At 69.5% G+C, this 16651-nt stretch carries 14 protein-coding genes and 1 pseudogene; 10 read left to right on the top strand and 5 right to left on the bottom strand.

What is annotated here, in order from left to right; genetic code table 11:
* Positions 1-18: 18 nt before the first annotated feature.
* Positions 19-435, bottom strand: a complete 417-nt coding sequence (locus tag JK359_RS38870; RefSeq protein WP_236677593.1) for a hypothetical protein — start codon at positions 433-435, stop codon at positions 19-21.
* A gap of 1692 nt (positions 436-2127) precedes the next feature.
* Complete coding sequence (locus JK359_RS09715) at positions 2128-2769, bottom strand: carbonic anhydrase (protein ID WP_201834030.1); 642 nt, start codon at positions 2767-2769, stop codon at positions 2128-2130.
* A 221-nt stretch (positions 2770-2990) separates the two neighbouring features.
* On the opposite strand from JK359_RS09715, the gene JK359_RS09710 reads away from it, so the two are divergent.
* From JK359_RS09710 to melC2, 8 genes are all read left to right on the top strand, one after another.
* Complete coding sequence (locus JK359_RS09710; RefSeq protein WP_201834028.1) at positions 2991-4250, top strand: SpoIIE family protein phosphatase; 1260 nt, start codon at positions 2991-2993, stop codon at positions 4248-4250.
* Between the two features lie 462 nt (positions 4251-4712).
* Positions 4713-5117, top strand: coding sequence for a PepSY domain-containing protein (locus JK359_RS09705; RefSeq protein WP_201834026.1), 405 nt, complete (start codon positions 4713-4715; stop codon positions 5115-5117).
* A gap of 204 nt (positions 5118-5321) precedes the next feature.
* The gene (locus JK359_RS09700; RefSeq protein ID WP_201834024.1) at positions 5322-6056 is read left to right on the top strand and encodes a response regulator transcription factor; all 735 of its coding nucleotides are present in this window, start codon (positions 5322-5324) and stop codon (positions 6054-6056) included.
* A complete protein-coding gene (locus JK359_RS09695) occupies positions 6053-7489 on the top strand; it encodes a sensor histidine kinase (RefSeq protein ID WP_201834022.1) in 1437 nt (478 codons plus the stop codon). Before JK359_RS09700 ends, JK359_RS09695 begins: the two co-directional genes overlap by 4 nt.
* A gap of 646 nt (positions 7490-8135) precedes the next feature.
* Positions 8136-8909, top strand: a complete 774-nt coding sequence (locus tag JK359_RS09690) for a heavy metal-responsive transcriptional regulator (protein WP_201834020.1) — start codon at positions 8136-8138, stop codon at positions 8907-8909.
* Entirely contained in the window at positions 8906-9220 is a 315-nt protein-coding gene (gene merT / locus JK359_RS09685; protein ID WP_236677591.1) for a mercuric ion transporter MerT, read from the top strand. Before JK359_RS09690 ends, merT begins: the two co-directional genes overlap by 4 nt.
* An 836-nt stretch (positions 9221-10056) precedes the next feature.
* On the top strand, positions 10057-10611 hold the full coding sequence (melC1, locus tag JK359_RS09680) for an apotyrosinase chaperone MelC1 (protein WP_443729078.1): 555 nt from the start codon (positions 10057-10059) through the stop codon (positions 10609-10611).
* 43 nt (positions 10612-10654) lie between these two features.
* Entirely contained in the window at positions 10655-11473 is an 819-nt protein-coding gene (melC2, locus tag JK359_RS09675; RefSeq protein WP_201834016.1) for a tyrosinase MelC2, read from the top strand.
* A gap of 664 nt (positions 11474-12137) precedes the next feature.
* Here the strand turns inward: melC2 and JK359_RS39810 are convergent.
* Positions 12138-13523 (bottom strand): NB-ARC domain-containing protein, encoded by a 1386-nt coding sequence (locus JK359_RS39810; protein ID WP_307788033.1) that lies wholly within the window; start codon positions 13521-13523, stop codon positions 12138-12140.
* Between the two features lie 557 nt (positions 13524-14080).
* On the bottom strand, positions 14081-15010 hold the full coding sequence (locus JK359_RS09665; protein WP_201834014.1) for an alpha/beta hydrolase: 930 nt from the start codon (positions 15008-15010) through the stop codon (positions 14081-14083).
* A gap of 108 nt (positions 15011-15118) precedes the next feature.
* Between JK359_RS09665 and JK359_RS09660 the strand changes: the two genes are divergently transcribed.
* Positions 15119-15565, top strand: a complete 447-nt coding sequence (locus JK359_RS09660; protein WP_201834012.1) for a MarR family winged helix-turn-helix transcriptional regulator — start codon at positions 15119-15121, stop codon at positions 15563-15565.
* A 224-nt stretch (positions 15566-15789) separates the two neighbouring features.
* Positions 15790-15888: pseudogene (locus JK359_RS09655) on the top strand (IS5/IS1182 family transposase); the annotation flags it as partial.
* Positions 15889-15959: 71 nt separating this feature from the next.
* On the opposite strand, the gene JK359_RS09650 reads toward JK359_RS09655, so the two are convergent.
* A complete protein-coding gene (locus tag JK359_RS09650) occupies positions 15960-16394 on the bottom strand; it encodes a VOC family protein (protein WP_201834010.1) in 435 nt (144 codons plus the stop codon).
* Positions 16395-16651 lie beyond the last annotated feature (257 nt).

The raw sequence follows: 16651 nt of genomic DNA, 5'->3' as shown, positions 1-16651 counted from the left end.
CGGACGCCGATCGCTGGATCAGCCGTGCACGACGAACGTGTTGGCCGTACCGGAGCCGCTGGAGCAGGACCGCTTCTCCTCAGCGGTCATCTTCCTGGACTTGACGACCACCGCGTTGTTCTGGCCGTCCGTCCCGTTCGGTGCAGGCCCGGTGACGACGTCGGGGACGAACCAGAAGTAGTGCCCCCACTTCCGGTCGTCGTAGTGGGTCTGCCATGTGCCGGACACGGTCTGCATCACCTGTGCACGGGAGATCCAGCCGACCTCGCCGGGTTTCACCGTCATGTTGACGGAGCTGGTCTCCGAGTGCGTGCTCGACCAGGTGTGGTTGTAAGTCGCCGTCACGCTGAGGTCGATGATTCCGGCTATCTTGCCGCCGGCGGTCACGGATACACCGGCCGAGTCCGTCGAGCCGACCGTGTCGGACCAGGTCATCGACTGGGTGGCAGGCGATGTGCTGCAGTTGTAGAGCGAGTCGGAAACCCGGTGGAAGTTTCCAAGATACGCCTTGCCCAACTGCGGTTCGTTGAAAGTGCACTTCCCTTCACCCGACGCGCAGTCGGTCATGAGCTGTGCCCGCGTGGGTTGGTCATCGGCCGAAGCCGGAGCGGCCATCGCCGCCACGATGCCCACCGCAGCCGCTGAGAGCGCCAGCGTTCGTCCGCCGTAGCGCATCCTGCGGTTGTTCGCCATACGTGTTGCCTTTCGCTGTGCATGAGGGGGGCCGGCGATCGCAGGAAGCTCGACTGAAGTTGCCGCGATCACCGCCTGTCGCGATCTAGAAGGCGCAACAACTGACTTAACTACAGCATCAGTTGGCGAAATCCCAGGCCTGGCCCGCCTTCTGCCTGTAAATGATCGGTGTGGCCCACTTCGCCTACGTGATGACGCGCCACTCTCCTCGGCGTCTCCTCGGCGGCGATGCGGTTCTCAGCAGGTGGGATACTGACAAGGAAGCTCCGGCGTCCCGGCCCGGGGACGGAGACGCCGCGACTGATCGGCGCGTACGGCTTCGAGGAGTTGGGGCTGCACCGCACCTCGCTGGAGGCCGACTCCGGGGCAAGGGCAGGTCCATCAGATTCGAGGGCTCCTACCCGACGCGGCCAGGAGTTGTCCGGCCGATCACACGATCGCGCGCTGAGCAGGGCCACGAGGCACCGGATCTAAATGGTGCGGCTGGTCGTAGGCTGCGCCCCGTGAGCCGGTGGTACGTCGTGCCGGACAGCGAACGACAGCAGTGGTCCTTCGACCCCTTCGTGGCGTGAGCCCGCTGCGGGCGTCGTCAGACAGCCGCGATGCGCCTCCACCGCACCGCCCTCCGACAACACCTGCTACGGACTCAGTCCGCACGAGGCATCAGCTGCGCGCGGTAGCGCCCGCGCGGGCGTTCGCCGGCGCCACCTGGACAGGGAGGGTGCACGGCACACTTACTGAGGTGCACCTGAAGCTCTGCGCCGCAGTCGATCAGTGCTTGTGCGGCGGGTCTGATGATGGGCTGCGTGGCTTGCACGTTCGCGCCGACGGACGGCACCGGTCGGCAGGGTGCCCTTCGAGTTGGTGCAGTGGCTGGTCGGCAGGGTGTCCTTCGAGTTGGTGCAGTGGCTGGTCGGCGGGGTGTCCTTCGAGTGGGTGCAGTGGCTGGTCGACCGTGCCGAGAGCCGGGCACTCCTCACGAGCCTCCCCCCCCCCGAGCCCGGAGCAGAGGCCGGGATGCTGACCCCTCGGGTAGGTGCTGTGCGTGCAGCGGGCCGGTGATCAGTTGGTCACGCGTCCTGCCTGTCTGCCTGCCCGCCACTGCCATGGACGACCTCCACCACCATCTGCTGAGGGAAGCCTGGGCAAGATTCCTGAGTCAGCCGAGCGCTCGGCGAGGTGCCCGCCGCCCTCGACCACGCCGTGATCGTAGGCCGGGGCCATGGCTACACCCTCCGCATCAACGCCCTCGCTTCCGTGCACCGGGGCTCCTCGCTTGCTGCCGACCCTCCACAGCGCCCAGGGCACACCGGTCGTCCCGGGCCGGCGGCGAAGGCCGGCCTCGCTTGCGACAGCCGTGTCAACGCCATCACGGCAGACCCGGAGCGACTCGGCTCAGTGTGCCTGCCAGCTCGCAGGCTCCGCCTCTGCCCCTTACGGCGCCGAGACGACGGGCATGTCCAGGCCGCGGGCCGCGACGAGACGTGCGCTGCCGTCGGCCAGGTTGTAGCACAGGCCCACCACAGCGGCCCGACCGGCGGCGACCCGCTCGGCCAGGAGGCGGGAGCGGTCCAGCAGGAGGTCGACGGTGTGCCCTATGTGCTCCGCGAGGATCTCTTCCGCGCTCACGCGTCCCGCCGCCTTCGCCGCCAGCACGCTGGGAGTGACGCGCTCGACGACGTCCCGGATGTATCCGGCCGGCGCCATGCCGTCCTCCAGGGCGGCGCACGCCGCGCCGACCGCACCGCATGAGTCGTGGCCGAGGACCACGACCAGGGGGCAGTCGAGCACGTCGACGCCGTACTCGATGCTGCCGATCACTTCCGGGCCCATGACGTGGCCGGCAGTGCGCACCACGAAGAGATCGCCCAGACCGCGATCGAAGATGATCTCGGCGGCCAGGCGGGAGTCGGAGCACCCGAACAGCACCGCGAACGGGCGCTGAGACGGAGCGACCTCGGCGCGTCGGGTGGCGTCCTGGTTCGGGTGCGCCGGGGCGCCCGCGATGAACCGTTGGTTACCGTCCAGTAGTAGGTCGAAGGCTTCACGGGGGGTTGCGGCCTGGATCTCTGTCATGGCCGCAGGGTACGGCCGACCCGGCCGGAGCGCACGGCCGGGCCGCGCTCGGCAGCCTCCGTGTCTGCCTGCTCGGCACGCATGGACACGGCCGATGCAGATCTCGATCCGCCTCCTCAGCGCGCTGCACAACTGTCCGGCCCACCACCCGCGAGCGCTCGGCGGGCGCGGGAGCTGGACCTTTCGTAGATTTGATGAGCGGGGGACTGGCAGGGATACGTGTGACACCGAAGATCGACTACTCAGGGGTGTTCGCCGCCCTTCCGAGCCCGTGCCTGGTGCTTGGCACGGACCTGGTGATCGCCGACGCCAACCCGGCCTTCTGCCAGGTGACCGGACGCAGCCGGGCCGAACTGCTCGGGCAGTACCTCTTCGATGCCTTCCCGGACAATCCCACCGATCCGGAGGCCGACGGGGTGGAGACGCTGAAGGACTCACTGCACCGTGTCCTGTCCACCGGCCAGACGGACCACATGGCGCTGCAGAAGTACGACATCCCGGTCCCCGGGAACCCCGCCGTGTTCAAAGAGCGGTGGTGGACCGCCATCAACGTGCCCGTCCTCGACCCGGACGGAAAGGTCGTCTGGATCATTCACCGGTCCGAGGACATGACCGACGTCGTGCGGGCCCGCCGCACGGAGCCCCTGCCGTCGGTCAGTCCCGGCCGGGAAGCGGCCATGGAAGCCGAGCTGTACGCCCGGGCGCGGCAACTGCAGCAGCTCAACGAGGAACTGCGACAAGCCCACGCGCGTGAACGGCGCATCGCCGTTGCCCTGCAAGAAGCCATGCTCCACTCCCCGGACCTGGCCCGGCACCCGAACATCGCCGTGCGCTACCTCCCCGCGACCGGATCACTGAACGTGTGCGGCGACTGGTACGACGCGGTCGACCTGCCCGCGGACCGCTTCACGGTCACGGTCGGGGACGTGGTCGGCCACGGGCTGATGGCAGCCACCGTCATGGGCCGTCTCCGCAGCGCCCTCAGCGCCGCCACCCGGACCGTCCACGGCCCGGCCCAAGCGCTGGAGGTCCTCGGGCTGTACGCCCGCTCGGTGGACGGAGCACTGGCGGCCACCGCCGTCCAGGTCCTCGTCGACTGTCACAGCCAACTGCTGATCTACAGCAGCGCCGGCCATCCTCCGCCTGTCCTCCTGCACCCGGACGGCTCCTGCGACCTGCTCGACCAGGCCACAGACCCACCCCTGGGGGCCCGCCCCGAACACGTCCCCCGCCCCCAGGCCAATGCCACCTACACCCCTGGCGACACCCTCGTCCTCTACACCGACGGCCTGATCGAACGCCGCGACGAGGACATCGACGCCGGCCTGGCCCGCCTGACCTCCACGCTCGCCACCTGCACCGGGTTCGGCGCGGAACACCTGGCCGACGCGCTCCTCGCCCGCCTCGGCCTGGCCAGCGGCGCCGACGACGACATCGCCATCGTCGTCGTCCGCCTGGACCGCACGACCCGACCGTACTGATCTGGCCGACGCCGACCTCCGATCTATGCGGACCGTAGTTCTCCCAGGTCGTGCTCCGATCCACGTGGACCGTAGTTCTCCCGGCCCGCACCTTCGCGACGGGCGCCTGGCCGCGACGTGCCGGAAGACACATCCGCGGCGCGTACTGAGTGGCAACGACAGATGCAGTTCCCCAAGGACGGCAGCTGAGGTCAGCCGTCGATGCCGGTGGCGCTGTGAGAGGCGCACGCGAAGGGCGTCCCACGGACCACCGACAGCGAATGAGCAGGCGGCAGGGCACGCTCACCGCAGGCGTAGGAGGCCTGTGGTTTCCGTGACCGTGGCGAAAGATTGGGGGTCTGCTGGACTGATGCTGTCGTTTGCTGACCGGGCTCTGGAGGGCGGGTTTCTAAGGTCGTGCTCGTCCCCCGGTGGTCCAGCGGCACGGACCACCGCACCCCGAAATCGTTCTGGAGATTCCGCATGCGTGCTTTGCCTGCCCGTGCCCTGCTCGCCGTCCCCGCGGCCGTGCTGATGTTCGCGCTGGTCGCCTGCGGTGGCGGGTCAGACTCCGGCTCCAGCGCGAGCACCTCGGACACTCAGCAGTCTGCGCAGAACGCCGGCGGTGCCCAGGAGGGTGCGGCCGAGGACGAGGCCGGTGAGGAGAAGGAGACGCCGCTGACGGGTGAGGTCAAGCAGAAGGCCGAGGCGGCTGCACTGGCCAAGTACCCGGGCACCGTCGTGAAGTCGGAGGAGGACAGGGAGAAGCCCGGCATGCTCGCGGTGGAGGTCAAGGAGTCGGACGGCACGTCGGTTGAGGTCTACCTGGACAAGAGCTACAAAGTCACCGGCACCAAGCGGGAGGGCACCGAGGAGAACGAGGGCTGACGGCCCGGACGACGGCTGACACCCCCGTCCCTGTCGTCGCGCGCCGTTGAGATGCTGTCGCTCGGCCGACCACACTCCCGCATTCGACGGCCGGTGGCACCTTCTCCCTCGCTCTGCCGGATCCGTCCCGTCGTCTTTCTCTGATCCCAGCAGGTTGTGATGAACGCTCCAGGCACTGCTGCGCAACTGTGCGAGCCTGTCGCCATGCGGCTGCTGTTGATAGAAGACGACGACCGGATCTCCGGCCCCCTCACCGAAGGACTCGGCCGGTACGGGTTCACTGTGGACCGGGTACGCACCGGTGCCGCCGGCCTCGCCAACCCCCTTCAGGCTCACGATCTGGTCCTGCTCGATCTCGGGCTGCCGGACATGGACGGCCTGGACGTCTGCCGTACTCTGCGCGCCCGGTCCGCGATCCCCATCATCATGATCACCGCCCGGGGTGAAGAAGCCGACCGGGTCGTCGGACTCGAACTGGGCGCGGACGATTACCTGGCCAAGCCGTTCGGTGTGCGGGAGTTGGTGGCCCGGATCCGGGCGGTCACCCGCCGTACCGGCACGCAGCAGGCGTGGCCGCAGGCAGCGCACACTCCGGCTCCCGAGGAGGTGCGGGCAACCGCAGCGCAGCGGCTGGGTCCGCTGGAGATCGACCGCCGGACCCGGCAGGTCCACCTGGGGGGACGCGAGATCGCGCTGTCTCCACGGGAGTTCGACCTGCTCGCCCACCTCGCCGACGATCCCGGCGCAGTGCACTCCCGCCAGCAGATCATGGACACCGTGTGGGACCCGCACTTCTTCGGCCCCACCAAGACCCTTGACGCGCACGTCGCCGCACTGCGCCGCAAGCTGGGCGATCCCGCCTGGATCATCACCGCGCGCGGCGTGGGCTTCCGTCTCACCGTGCCCGGTGAGGCGGGGCCGGCCGAGGCGGCGTCGTGACCCGACGCCTCATACTCAGCTACCTCGCACTGGCGCTGCTCGTACTGGTGGGGCTGGAGATCCCGCTCGGCTACCTCTACGCCCGCGGCGAGGAATCCCGGTTCTCCCGGAGCGTCGAACGCGACGCCTCGATGCTGGCCGAGGTCGCCGAGGAAAACATCGAGAAGGGCAACCTGACGGCTCTGCCCGAACTCGCCAGCGAGTACGCCGAGGCCAACACCGGCGCCCGCGTCGTGATCGTAGACCGCACCGGCCACGTGCTCACCGACTCCACCGGTACCACCGCCCCCGGGACCACGCTGGCCGACGAGCCGGACATCGCCGCCGCCCTGCGCAACCAGCCCACGGTCGCCACCCGCACCGGCACCGACGGCATCGATGTTCTGGCCACCACGATGCCCGGCGCCTCCGGCACGACCATCCGCGGTGCCCTGCGGGTGACCTACCCGATAACTGCGGTCACCGTCCGGGAACACCGCATCTGGACCGCCCTCGCCGTGGCCGGCGCGTCCATTCTGGCCGCCGTCGCGCTCGTGGCGTTCACCCTGGCCCGCTGGATCACCCGGCCCCTGCGCGCCCTGGAACGAGCCACCACCCAGCTCGCCGCCGGCCGTCTGGACGACCCACCCGACTCCGGCAACGGACCACCCGAACTACGCCGCCTGGCCGCCTCGTTCACCCACACCGCAACCCGCCTGCAACACCTGCTCCAAGCCCAGCACGGCTTCGCCTCGGAAGCCTCCCACCAGCTCAAGACCCCGCTGACCTCACTGCGGCTGCGGCTGGAGAACCTCGAGCCCCACCTGGATCCACGCGCCCAGCCCAACTTGGAAGAGACCATCGGGGAGGTAGAACGCCTCAGCCGCATGGTCCACGGCCTGCTCGCCCTGGCCCGCCTCGAAAACACCGCCACCACCCCCGAAACCGTCGACGCGGACGCCGTCCTCGCCGAACGGGAAGCCATGTGGGAGCCACTCGCCGCCGAGCAACACGTCACCATCACGGTTTCCGGAGCGCCGGCCGGACAGGTGTGGGCGATCCCCGGGGCACTGGAACAGATCATCGACAACCTGGTCGCCAACGCGCTGCGTGTCTCCCCACCCGGCACGACCATCACCCTGGTTCGCGCCCCTGGGGTCGATCTCCACGTCATCGACCAGGGCCCCGGCATGCCGGCGGCCGACCGGGAGAGGGCCTTCGACCGCTTCTGGCGTGCTTCCGACTCCCCTCACGACGGCAGCGGCCTGGGCCTGCCCATCGTCCGTCACCTCGTGCACGCCTCGGGCGGAGAAATCACACTGCAAGCGGCCCCCGGCGGCGGCCTGGACGCGCACGTCCGGCTGCGCCCCGCCGGCCGCGAACGCCGGATCCCGGCAACCGCCTTGCCCGCACGCGGTCCGCGCCGTTCACCCCGGCACGCCGAGCGCACATGACCAGCCGTCAGCACGGATCGAGCCGGTGGAGGAGGCTCTGAACCAGGCCGATCACCAATGGGTGACCGGAGGCCCGGCGTTGGGGATGCCGCCGGCCACCTGCGACCCGTCCTTGGAGAGATCGCAACTCCATCACTACTCGGTGAAGACCCTGCGCTGATCACGGCGTCGGCGCCCGGGGCCGGCCGGACCACCTGGCGCAGCCCGGAGCGGGCCACCGCCGTAGCCGACGAGGCGGCCCACCCATCTTTCCTCGCCCAGTGCTTGCGGGGCCGCGGGTCGCGGAAACCCGAAGGCGTGCCCCCCGATGAAGAACCTGGCCAACTCGTTGCAGCGGTTGCGCAGGCGCGCCCAGGAGGCGGGAAGGCCGGATTCACGGACCGCGGAGCTGTTCGGTCCCGGCGTGAGAAGAGCCTGCTTCTCGCGGCGCAGGTGCCGCTCAAGTGGTGGTGGGGGAGTAAGGGATGCAGACAGGCCAGTACCCGGAACGTCCGGCCGGTCCGAGGGCGAGTGTGACCGAGTGGCCCGGCTGGTCTGCCTGAACCGAGTGTGCAGGGGGAGGGGGATGCGTTCCATGCTGCTGGCCGCGCCGGGGGGGGGAGTGCGCTTGACCTTCCACTCGAGTCGAAGGTCTACCGTCGGCGGTGTGACGACCTACCGCATTTCGCAGCTGGCCGAGCGCTCAGGAGTTCCCGCCACGACGCTCCGCTTCTACGAGGACGCCGGTCTGCTCGCCGCCGACCGGACGCCCTCCGGGTACCGGCTGTACGGCGACGACGCGGTGGAGCGCCTGGCCTTCATCTCCTCGGCCAAGCTCCTGGGCCTGACCCTGGAAGAGATCCGCGAACTCCTCGACGTCCGCGAGGAAGGGGTGTGCGCCTCGGTCCGGGCGCGGATGCTGCCGCTGCTCGCGGACCGGATCGCCGAGACGGACGGCCGGATCGCCGAGCTACGCGCGTTCTCCGCCCACCTGGCCGCTGTCCGCGCCGATCTGTCCGGCCCGGCGCCCGCGGGGGCCTGCGGGCCCGACTGCGGCTGCACCACGGCCGGCTCGGCGACGGCGAAGCCCGTGCCGATCACGCTGTCGCCGACCCGCTTCTCTCCGGCTGCCGAGCCGTGGCGGGACGCCCCGGTGGCCTGCACCCTCGGCGGCGCCGAGTTGGGTGAGCGCATCGCCCAGTGGCAGCAGCTGGCCGGCAAGGCTGTGGGGCGCGAGGAGATCCCCGACGGCGTACGCCTGATCTTCCCCGCCAGCGCACGGCTTGCCGGGGAGCTCGCGGCCCTCGCCGCGGCCGAGCAGGGCTGTTGCGCGTTCTTCGACTTTGCCCTGCACCTGACCCCGTCCGCGCTCCAGCTGGAGGCGCGGGCACCCGAGTCCGCCGCCGGGATGCTGGCCGACCTCTTCGGAGTGACCGCATGAGCGCCCCCTCTCCCCGTCCGTCCCGGCCCTGGCGCACGCTCGGCGCCGGCACGGCCGCGCTCGTTGCCTGTGCGGTGTGCTGCGCGGGCCCGCTCATGGCCGTTCTCGGCGGCCTCGGCGTCGCTTCCGCGATCGGGGCGCTCTGGATGCCTGCCCTGGCGGTCCTGATCGTTGCCGCCGGACTCGCAGCCCTGGTTGTACGGCACCGGCGCCGCACGACGTCCTGCCACAGGGCACCGGCCCCGGTCGACCTCGGCATGCCCACCGCGGGCCCGCGACCTGGGGCGGAAGGCAGCGACGCCACTCGCTGAGCGCGGGCCACAGGCACAGGCCGAGCACGCCGGCCTGTGCGGATGAGGGCGCGAAGCCGCCGTGGCGTGGCTGGCAGAGCACCAGGGAGCGGTCTGGGTGTCGCACAGCAGGGACCGCAGAGCCTGGTCGAGCGAATGGAACACCACCAGGACGCGACGGGTGAGTTATCGGGACTCGTTGCCGGTGTTTTCGGGTCGGTGCCGCGACGGAAGAAGCGGCGGTGGGGTGAGTGTTGTCTGTGGGGTCTGATGCCGGCGGGGTCTGATGCCGGGACGTCGGGCGGCCGCCGATCCAGCCGGTGACCGAGCGGGTTCCTGACGGGAATCTGCAGGCGGCTTGCGGCGGTTCGGGCCCGGCCCCGGGGGAGCGTTCATGGTCGATGTTCTGGCTTTGGTACTGGTCGCTGTGACTTTGGCGCTGGTCGCTGCGAGTGCGCGGGTGTCCGCCCGGAGTGTGCTGCTTTGTCAGCGTGAACGTCAGGCGCCGGCTGTCCCGTCCGGAGAAGGCGGGCTGCCAGGCCGCAACGACCGGCGCACCGGATGGACACCGCCCAGCTCAGCGAGGGCCAAACTGGAGCGACTACCCGGTTCCACGGGTGCAGTCCACCCATTCCAGTCGAATCATCGGCATGTGTATCACCACCCTCAGGCGAGCCAGCCGAAACATTTCCTGGGCGGACTTTCGGCTGGGCAGGTTCTTGCGGTCCTGGGCCCTCGACCGACGAAGAGGAAGGAGATCTTCCGCAGTTGAACGGTGTATGTCCCGGTCAGGTTGTCTCTTTCACACGGGTCCGCATTCAGCGCACCTCCGGTAGGGCGCGCAACGCTGCCACCATGTGGCGGCAGCGGGCACCCCGTTGTTCCCGTCGCAGACAGAAACGTTCCTGCCGCGGTCCTGGCACCGCGGCGACCGGACGATAGGACCCTCAGTGGAACACACCACTCGACGTAAAGCCCTGCTCACCGGCACGATGGCGGTCGCCGGCGCGGCCCTTGTGAGTCGGACGGACGTAGCAGCGGCAAACTCTGAAGAGCACGGCACGGGCAGGCCGCCCCATGCGGAGCGGGCCGATGGAGCCAAGGGCAGCTCCATGGACGAGCCGGAAGCGTTCGACGAAATCTATCTGGGCCGACACATCGAAGGCAGGCCCGCCCCTGACGAGCACACCTCACACCCCGGACGCCGGAGCCGTCACCCGGACGACGGGCAGTCCCCTGTCACGGAGTTCGTCGTGCGCATCGACGACAGGGACCTCCACGTCATGAGGAGCATGGACGGAACCTGGCTCAGTGTCGTCAACCACTACCAGAAGCAGCGCACTCCCCTAGAGGTCGCCCGCGCGGCCGTACGGGACCTGGACGGTGCCTCTCTCGTACCCCTCATGGCCTGACAGGCCCCCGCAAACGCACCACCACACGTGAAGGAAGAACACCGTGGGAGAACGCAAGGACCAGGCCGACCTGTCGGCCACCGAGAAGCGCGACTTCGTCCATGCCATCCTCGAGCTCAAGCGGCAGGGACGGTACGACGAGTTCGTGACGACACACAATGCATTCATCATGAGTGACACGGACGACGGAGAACGAACCGGCCACCGGTCTCCCTCCTTCCTGCCCTGGCACCGCCGCTTCCTGCTGCAGTTCGAACGCGCGTTGCAGAGCATCACATCCTCGGTCAGCCTGCCCTACTGGGACTGGACCAAAGACCGATCACCCAGCAGCTCACTGTGGTCGGACACCTTCCTCGGTGGGACCGGCCGCGCCGGCGACGACCGGGTGACCTCCGGACCGTTCGCCTTCACGCAAGGCAGCTGGCCGGTCAACGTCCGTGTCGACGGCCGGACCTTCTTACGGCGTAACCTCGGCGCCAACGTCCGCGCGCTGCCCACCCGACAGGAGGTGGACACCGTCCTGGCCATGCCGACCTATGACGCCCCACCGTGGAACAGCGAGTCCGAAAGCTTCCGCAACCATCTCGAGGGTTGGCAGGGCCCCAACCTGCACAACCGGGTTCATGTCTGGGTCGGCGGCCAGATGCTCAGCGGCGCCTCACCGAATGACCCCGTCTTCTGGCTCCACCACTGCTTCATCGACAAACTCTGGGCAGACTGGCAGGCCAAGCACCCGTCTTCCGGATACGTGCCGGTGACCGCGCCTGAAGGTGTCATAGGCCTGCGCGACACGATGAAGCCGTGGAACGACGTGACGCCCCAGGACATGCTCGACCACACGAAGTTCTACACCTACCGCTGAACTGCGCACCACGCACAGGTCCGCTGACTGGGACGCAGTCCTTCGACCGTCCGCGACCGTCCGGACCGGGCCGCCGAGGAAGATCCCGCTTCCGGTAAGCATGCTGATGTACAGGGGCCGGAGGTGCCTCCGGGTGAACACTCTGGCGGTCTCGGGATGATCGGGCAGAAAGACGACCGGGAAGTGGTTCCAAGGTCCAGCCCCAGCCCCGTCCCCGTGGCCACGGGCGTGAACCTGACGGGCCGGCCGTGCCGGTCGGTCAACTCGATGACGGGGGTCAGGTTGTCGTCCGCCGGCGCCAGGTACCGGTCCACCACCACCCCCTCGGCGTGGTCGCCGTACCGATGCAGCCGCGCTCGCTGCCGCGCCTCCCGCGCACCGCCCAGCAGGCACGCCAGGCTTGCCAGGGCCGCCAGCACGACACAGAACACGTCGCGTGCCGTCATCTGTCCCCCTGCTCTCCCTCGGCCGGCGCCACCCGGTACGGACCGCGTACCAGGATGACGCGGCACCCGGCCTGATGGTTCACGAGGGTGCCCGGCCAACGAGTCAGTGCAGTCGCCCGACCGCGCACGACAGCTCGCTGGCCCACCGGACACGCCCCAGTCGCAGGGGCGGATCGGCGTAAGCCGCAAGCCGCCAACCACATACTCGGGCCACGAACTCAGTTCAGGTCGTTCATAGCGCCTATCAGAAGGGTGAGCGCCGTTGTTCCGTGTACCAAAATTCCGACAGTCGCCTGGATCTTGACCGCCTTGCTCAGCCGCCCGCTGCGCCGGGCGACGGCCGAGCACGACAGCCACAGTCCCAGCACCGGTGCGACGAACAGCCCGAGCCCCGCCAGCAGCCTGGTGCTCTCCGTGCCGGACTGCAATGGCATAACCATCAGCCATGTCAGAGGGATGAGCGCGAGGGCGAGGAGCAGTCGGACAGCGCGGGACACCGGGCCTCGGGGGGACCGGCTCAGCGGGGGCCGGCGCGGTCGCGGCGGCACGAACGGGGTGTGGTGCGGCGGCTCGAAACCGGGTTCCTGTGGTGGCCCGAAGCCAGGTGGTGCTGGCGGCGTCGTGGGCGGTTGGGGCTGCGGCTTTGCGGAGGCCTCAGCGGCTTCGGCGGCATCGCGGGCGAGAACGGAGTGGTCGGCGTCAGGCAGGGCGGAGCGGGTCGGTGCTGGTCTGCGGTCGCGGGCGAGGGTGTCGCGTAATGCGGTGGTGCGGTCGGCCAGGGCTTGCCGGTAGTCGGCGATGGGGGTTCTGGAGTCGGTGAGATAGGCGGCGGCCTGGGACAGGGCCAGCGGCAGGTGTCCGAGATCCTCAGCGAGGCTGGCGAGCTGCCCGTCCGTCCTGGCGTGGGTGGGCAGGGCGGTGGTGAGGTAGGCGAGGGATTCGGCGGGGGTGAAGACGCCGACGGGGACGCGGTGGCGGCCGGTGGTGAGGGCGGCGTCCTGGCGGCGGGTGGTGACCAGGGTCCGGCCCGTGGGGCTGGCCGGCGGCCACAGGCCAGTGAGGTCCGCCGGATCGGCGACGTCGTCCAGGACCACTAGCCAGCGGCACGGTCGCTGCCCGGCCTTCGGCTCCAGCCATGCCAGGAACGTGGTGGCGGCACGCTGGTCGGCGGGGTCGACGCCGAGCAGTTCAGAGGCGGCCTGGGCGTAGCCGGTGGTGATGCTCTGGGCGGTGGTCGCGGTGATCCACACCAGCACGTCGAGGTCGCCGGCTTGCCAGGCGGTGCGGGCGTAGTGGGCGGCGAGCTGGGTCTTGCCGACCCCGCTCAGGCCCGGCCCCAACCCCGCACGCGCAGGCTGCGACGTGATGACCACGGTGCCGCTCCTGGCAAGGAACGCGGTGAGACGGCCGGCCTCGGCGCGGTTCTGGAAACAGACGGCGGAGGGAGGGATGGCCCCGACCTGGTGCGGCCACGAAGCAGGTGGCCGGCCGGCGACGACCTTGGCTATCACGGTGCCGTGAAAGGTGCCGCCGCGGAAATCCACATGGTCCCCGCCCACGCCGTGGGCTTCCGCGATGCTTTCATCGGGCTCCCTGTGCTCCACGCCCCCGCTCCTATCAGCCCCGTACGGCACCCCGACCATACCCACGTGTCGTCTTCAACTCCGGCCGATGTCCGAGCCGTTACCGTGGCTTTGTACGCGAGAACGGTGGTTGTTCTCGAACGGCTTCGGGAGTGACGGCTTGGCTCCGTTGTTTGACCAATGTCGATGAGTTGTTGATGAGTTCGGGAGTCACTCATGGCCCGGCGGACGGTTGTGGGGCCGGCCCTCTGCGAAGGACCTGAGTTTCGTGGCGCGGGTTGGGTCCAGGGCGTTCTCCGAGCGGTCTGGTTGTTGCCGCCTCTGCTCTTGTGCTTCTGGGAGAATCACAGGTGGTGCCGCCTCTACCGGCCCCCGGCAGCCGGTTGCAGGCGATCAGCCGGCCCTCCAGCACCACGTGTGCCATCCTCGTGCGCGGCTGAGTTCCAACGCCTCGTGCAGATCAGGAGCTTGGCTGCCAGCACACCGATGCCCTCACGGAAGTAGCGGTAGCCGGTGGTCTGCGAGGTCCCGGCGTCCCGGGCCAGGCAGTGCACGCAGCGAGGCCGCCGGGGTCGGTGTCAGTGGACCGGTTCGAGGGGGTCGACGGCCGGGCGTCCGGCGCTCAGGTGGGCGGTGAGGAAGCGGGCGGCGCGGTCGAGTGCGGCGTCCGCCTCGTCGAGACGGCCGTAGTGGTGTTGGAAGACGTGGGGGAGGCCGGGACCGACTTCGAGCGTGACCTCGACGCCGTCGGCGCCCGCGCGGCCGGCCAGCCGCACCGCGTCGTCGAGGAGCAGCTCGTTCGCCCCGACCTGCACGAGGAGTGGGGGCAGTCCGGTGAGGTCGGCGAACACCGGACTGGCCAGGGGATGCGCCCTGTCGCCTGCGCCGACGTAGAGATCGGCGTAGGCGCGCAGGTCGGCCTCTGTGAAGATGGGGTCGGCGCTCTCCTTGGAGCGGATGCTTCCTCCGGTGAGGGTGAGGTCGGCCCAGGGGGAGAAGACGACCACGGCGGCTGGTTGCGGCAGCCCCGCCTCCCGGGCGGCGAGCAGCGTGGCGATGCTCAGACCGCCACCGGCGGAGTCACCGGCCATGACGAGGTCCCGTGGGTCGGTGCCCGACGCCAGCAGCTCGCGGTAGGCCGCGAGTCCGTCGTCGACAGCCGCGGGGAAAGGGTGCTCGGGCGCCAGCCGGTAGTCGACCGACGTCGCGCGCAGCCCGGCGCGGCGGGCCAGTTCACCGACCAGCCCTGCATGGGTGTCCGGTGAGCCGATGACGTAGCCGCCGCCGTGCAAGTAGAGCAGTCGGCCGCGGCCGGAGGCTTCGGCCGGCTCCAGCTCCAGTGCCGGCCGCCCGCCCAGGACGGCCCTGTGGGTGACCACGTCCTCCGGTGCGGGGCGGGTGACAGCCGCGGCGAAACCGCTGCGCTGCTCCTCGGGAGTGGGCCGGACCTCGCTGCGAGGGGCGGAACGGAGTATGGCGTCCAGGGCGTCACGCTGCTGTCGGGACATACGGGGCCTCCATAGGTCGGGGTGCGAGGATGGATTCCTTGGAATCCATCTGCCTTGCCTCAACCGGATTCCAAGGAAGATGATTCCCAGGAATCTACTGGAGGTAATGTGAGCCACGTCACGCCAGTCTTCACTGATCTGGTCCGCGTCGAGACCCGGCTGTACAACGCGGTGAGTGCCCGGTTGCGCGCCGAACAGGGGCTGGGACTGGGACAGTTCGAGCTGCTGGAGATCATCGACCGTGTGCCGGGGTGCCGCGTGCTCGACATCGTCGGCGAACTGGCGATCACCGTGGGGGCCGTCAGTAAGGCGGTCGACCGGCTGGTGGCTGCGGGCTGGTGCCTGCGGGTCGCGCATCCTGAGGACCGCCGCTCGTCCATTCTCCGCCTCACATCCGCGGGTGAGGAGCGGCTGTCCGCTTCGCGCCCCATTGTCGAAAGTGAGCTGATCTCGCTGACCGCGGCGGTCTCTCCCGACGACCTCGCCCGCATCGCCTCCACGCTGGCCACCCTTCGTGCAACTCTCGAGGCGGGCGCCCACGGCCGGCCGGGATGAGGAGACGCGTCCGGCGACTGGCATCCGACCCCACAGTCGAGTGACGCTGCTCGGCCCCGCAAGACCCGCGTTGCGAAGGCCGCCGTCGGTGGGGTCACAGTCATCGCGGACGGCGGCTGTAGGGGGCACCGGCCTGGGATCGACGTCCGCTGCGAAGAACTGGACGAACTGCTGGCGCAGTCCCGTCAGGCGCCGGACGGCGCGCGTCGGCTCGTGGGAGAGCTTCCCGAAAGATCCTTCGTGACCGCCGCCTGAAAAGCGAAGGCGTTCATACCGCCGTGCTCGGCATCGCCCGGCTGCACAACCTCGCCCTCACCGCGTAACTCCCGCCCGGTACGGGAACCAGAGAGGCCCGGGGGAGGCGGCTCTCTGCCTCCCCCGGCTCGGAGAATGCTCAGTCCAGGCAGAATTCGTTGCCCTCGATGTCCAGCATCGGGATGCACGACTCGTTTTCCTCATCGGCGTACAGCGTTTGTACGTGAGTCGCACCGAGCGCAACCAGTCGAGCGCACTCGGCCTCGAGCACGGCGAGGCGCTCGTCCCCCACGAGCCCGGTGCCCACCCGGACGTCGAGATGCACCCGGTTCTTGACGACCTTGCCTTCGGGGACGCGCTGGAAGTACAGGCGCGGGCCCACACCTGAGGGATCACTGCAGGCGAACCATGAACCCCGCTTCTCAGGGGGCAGTGTGCGGTTGAAATCCTCCCAGGTGGTGAACCCCTCGGGTGGCGGCGGTGTGACGTACCCCAACACCTCGCACCAAAAGCGAGCGAGGCGTTCCGGATCTGCGCAGTCAAAGGTGACTTGGAACTTCTTGATCGCTGACATCGGCGCACCGTACCGCGTACAAGGGGGCCCTGCCGCTCAATTTCTCAGGCGGAACCGCCCGGTAGCCCTCGCCCCCCAGGGCACCTTGGACGCCAAGTGATCAAAACGGACAGTACCCGGAGCGAGACGAGGGCGGGGTTCTACGGGCCTACGTGTGCACCGGCCTCCAGCGCTGCCGAGCGGCTCGAGTCCCCTGCGAGCACCTCACGCGCACCTCTCCCCGGCCTGCTGGAGGTCGAGTCGCGCCGCTAGGTTCT

The sequence above is a fragment of the Streptomyces actinomycinicus genome, from assembly GCF_016741775.1.
GTDB lineage: Bacteria > Actinomycetota > Actinomycetes > Streptomycetales > Streptomycetaceae > Streptomyces > Streptomyces actinomycinicus.
This window is presented reverse-complemented; position numbering and strand designations above follow the sequence as displayed.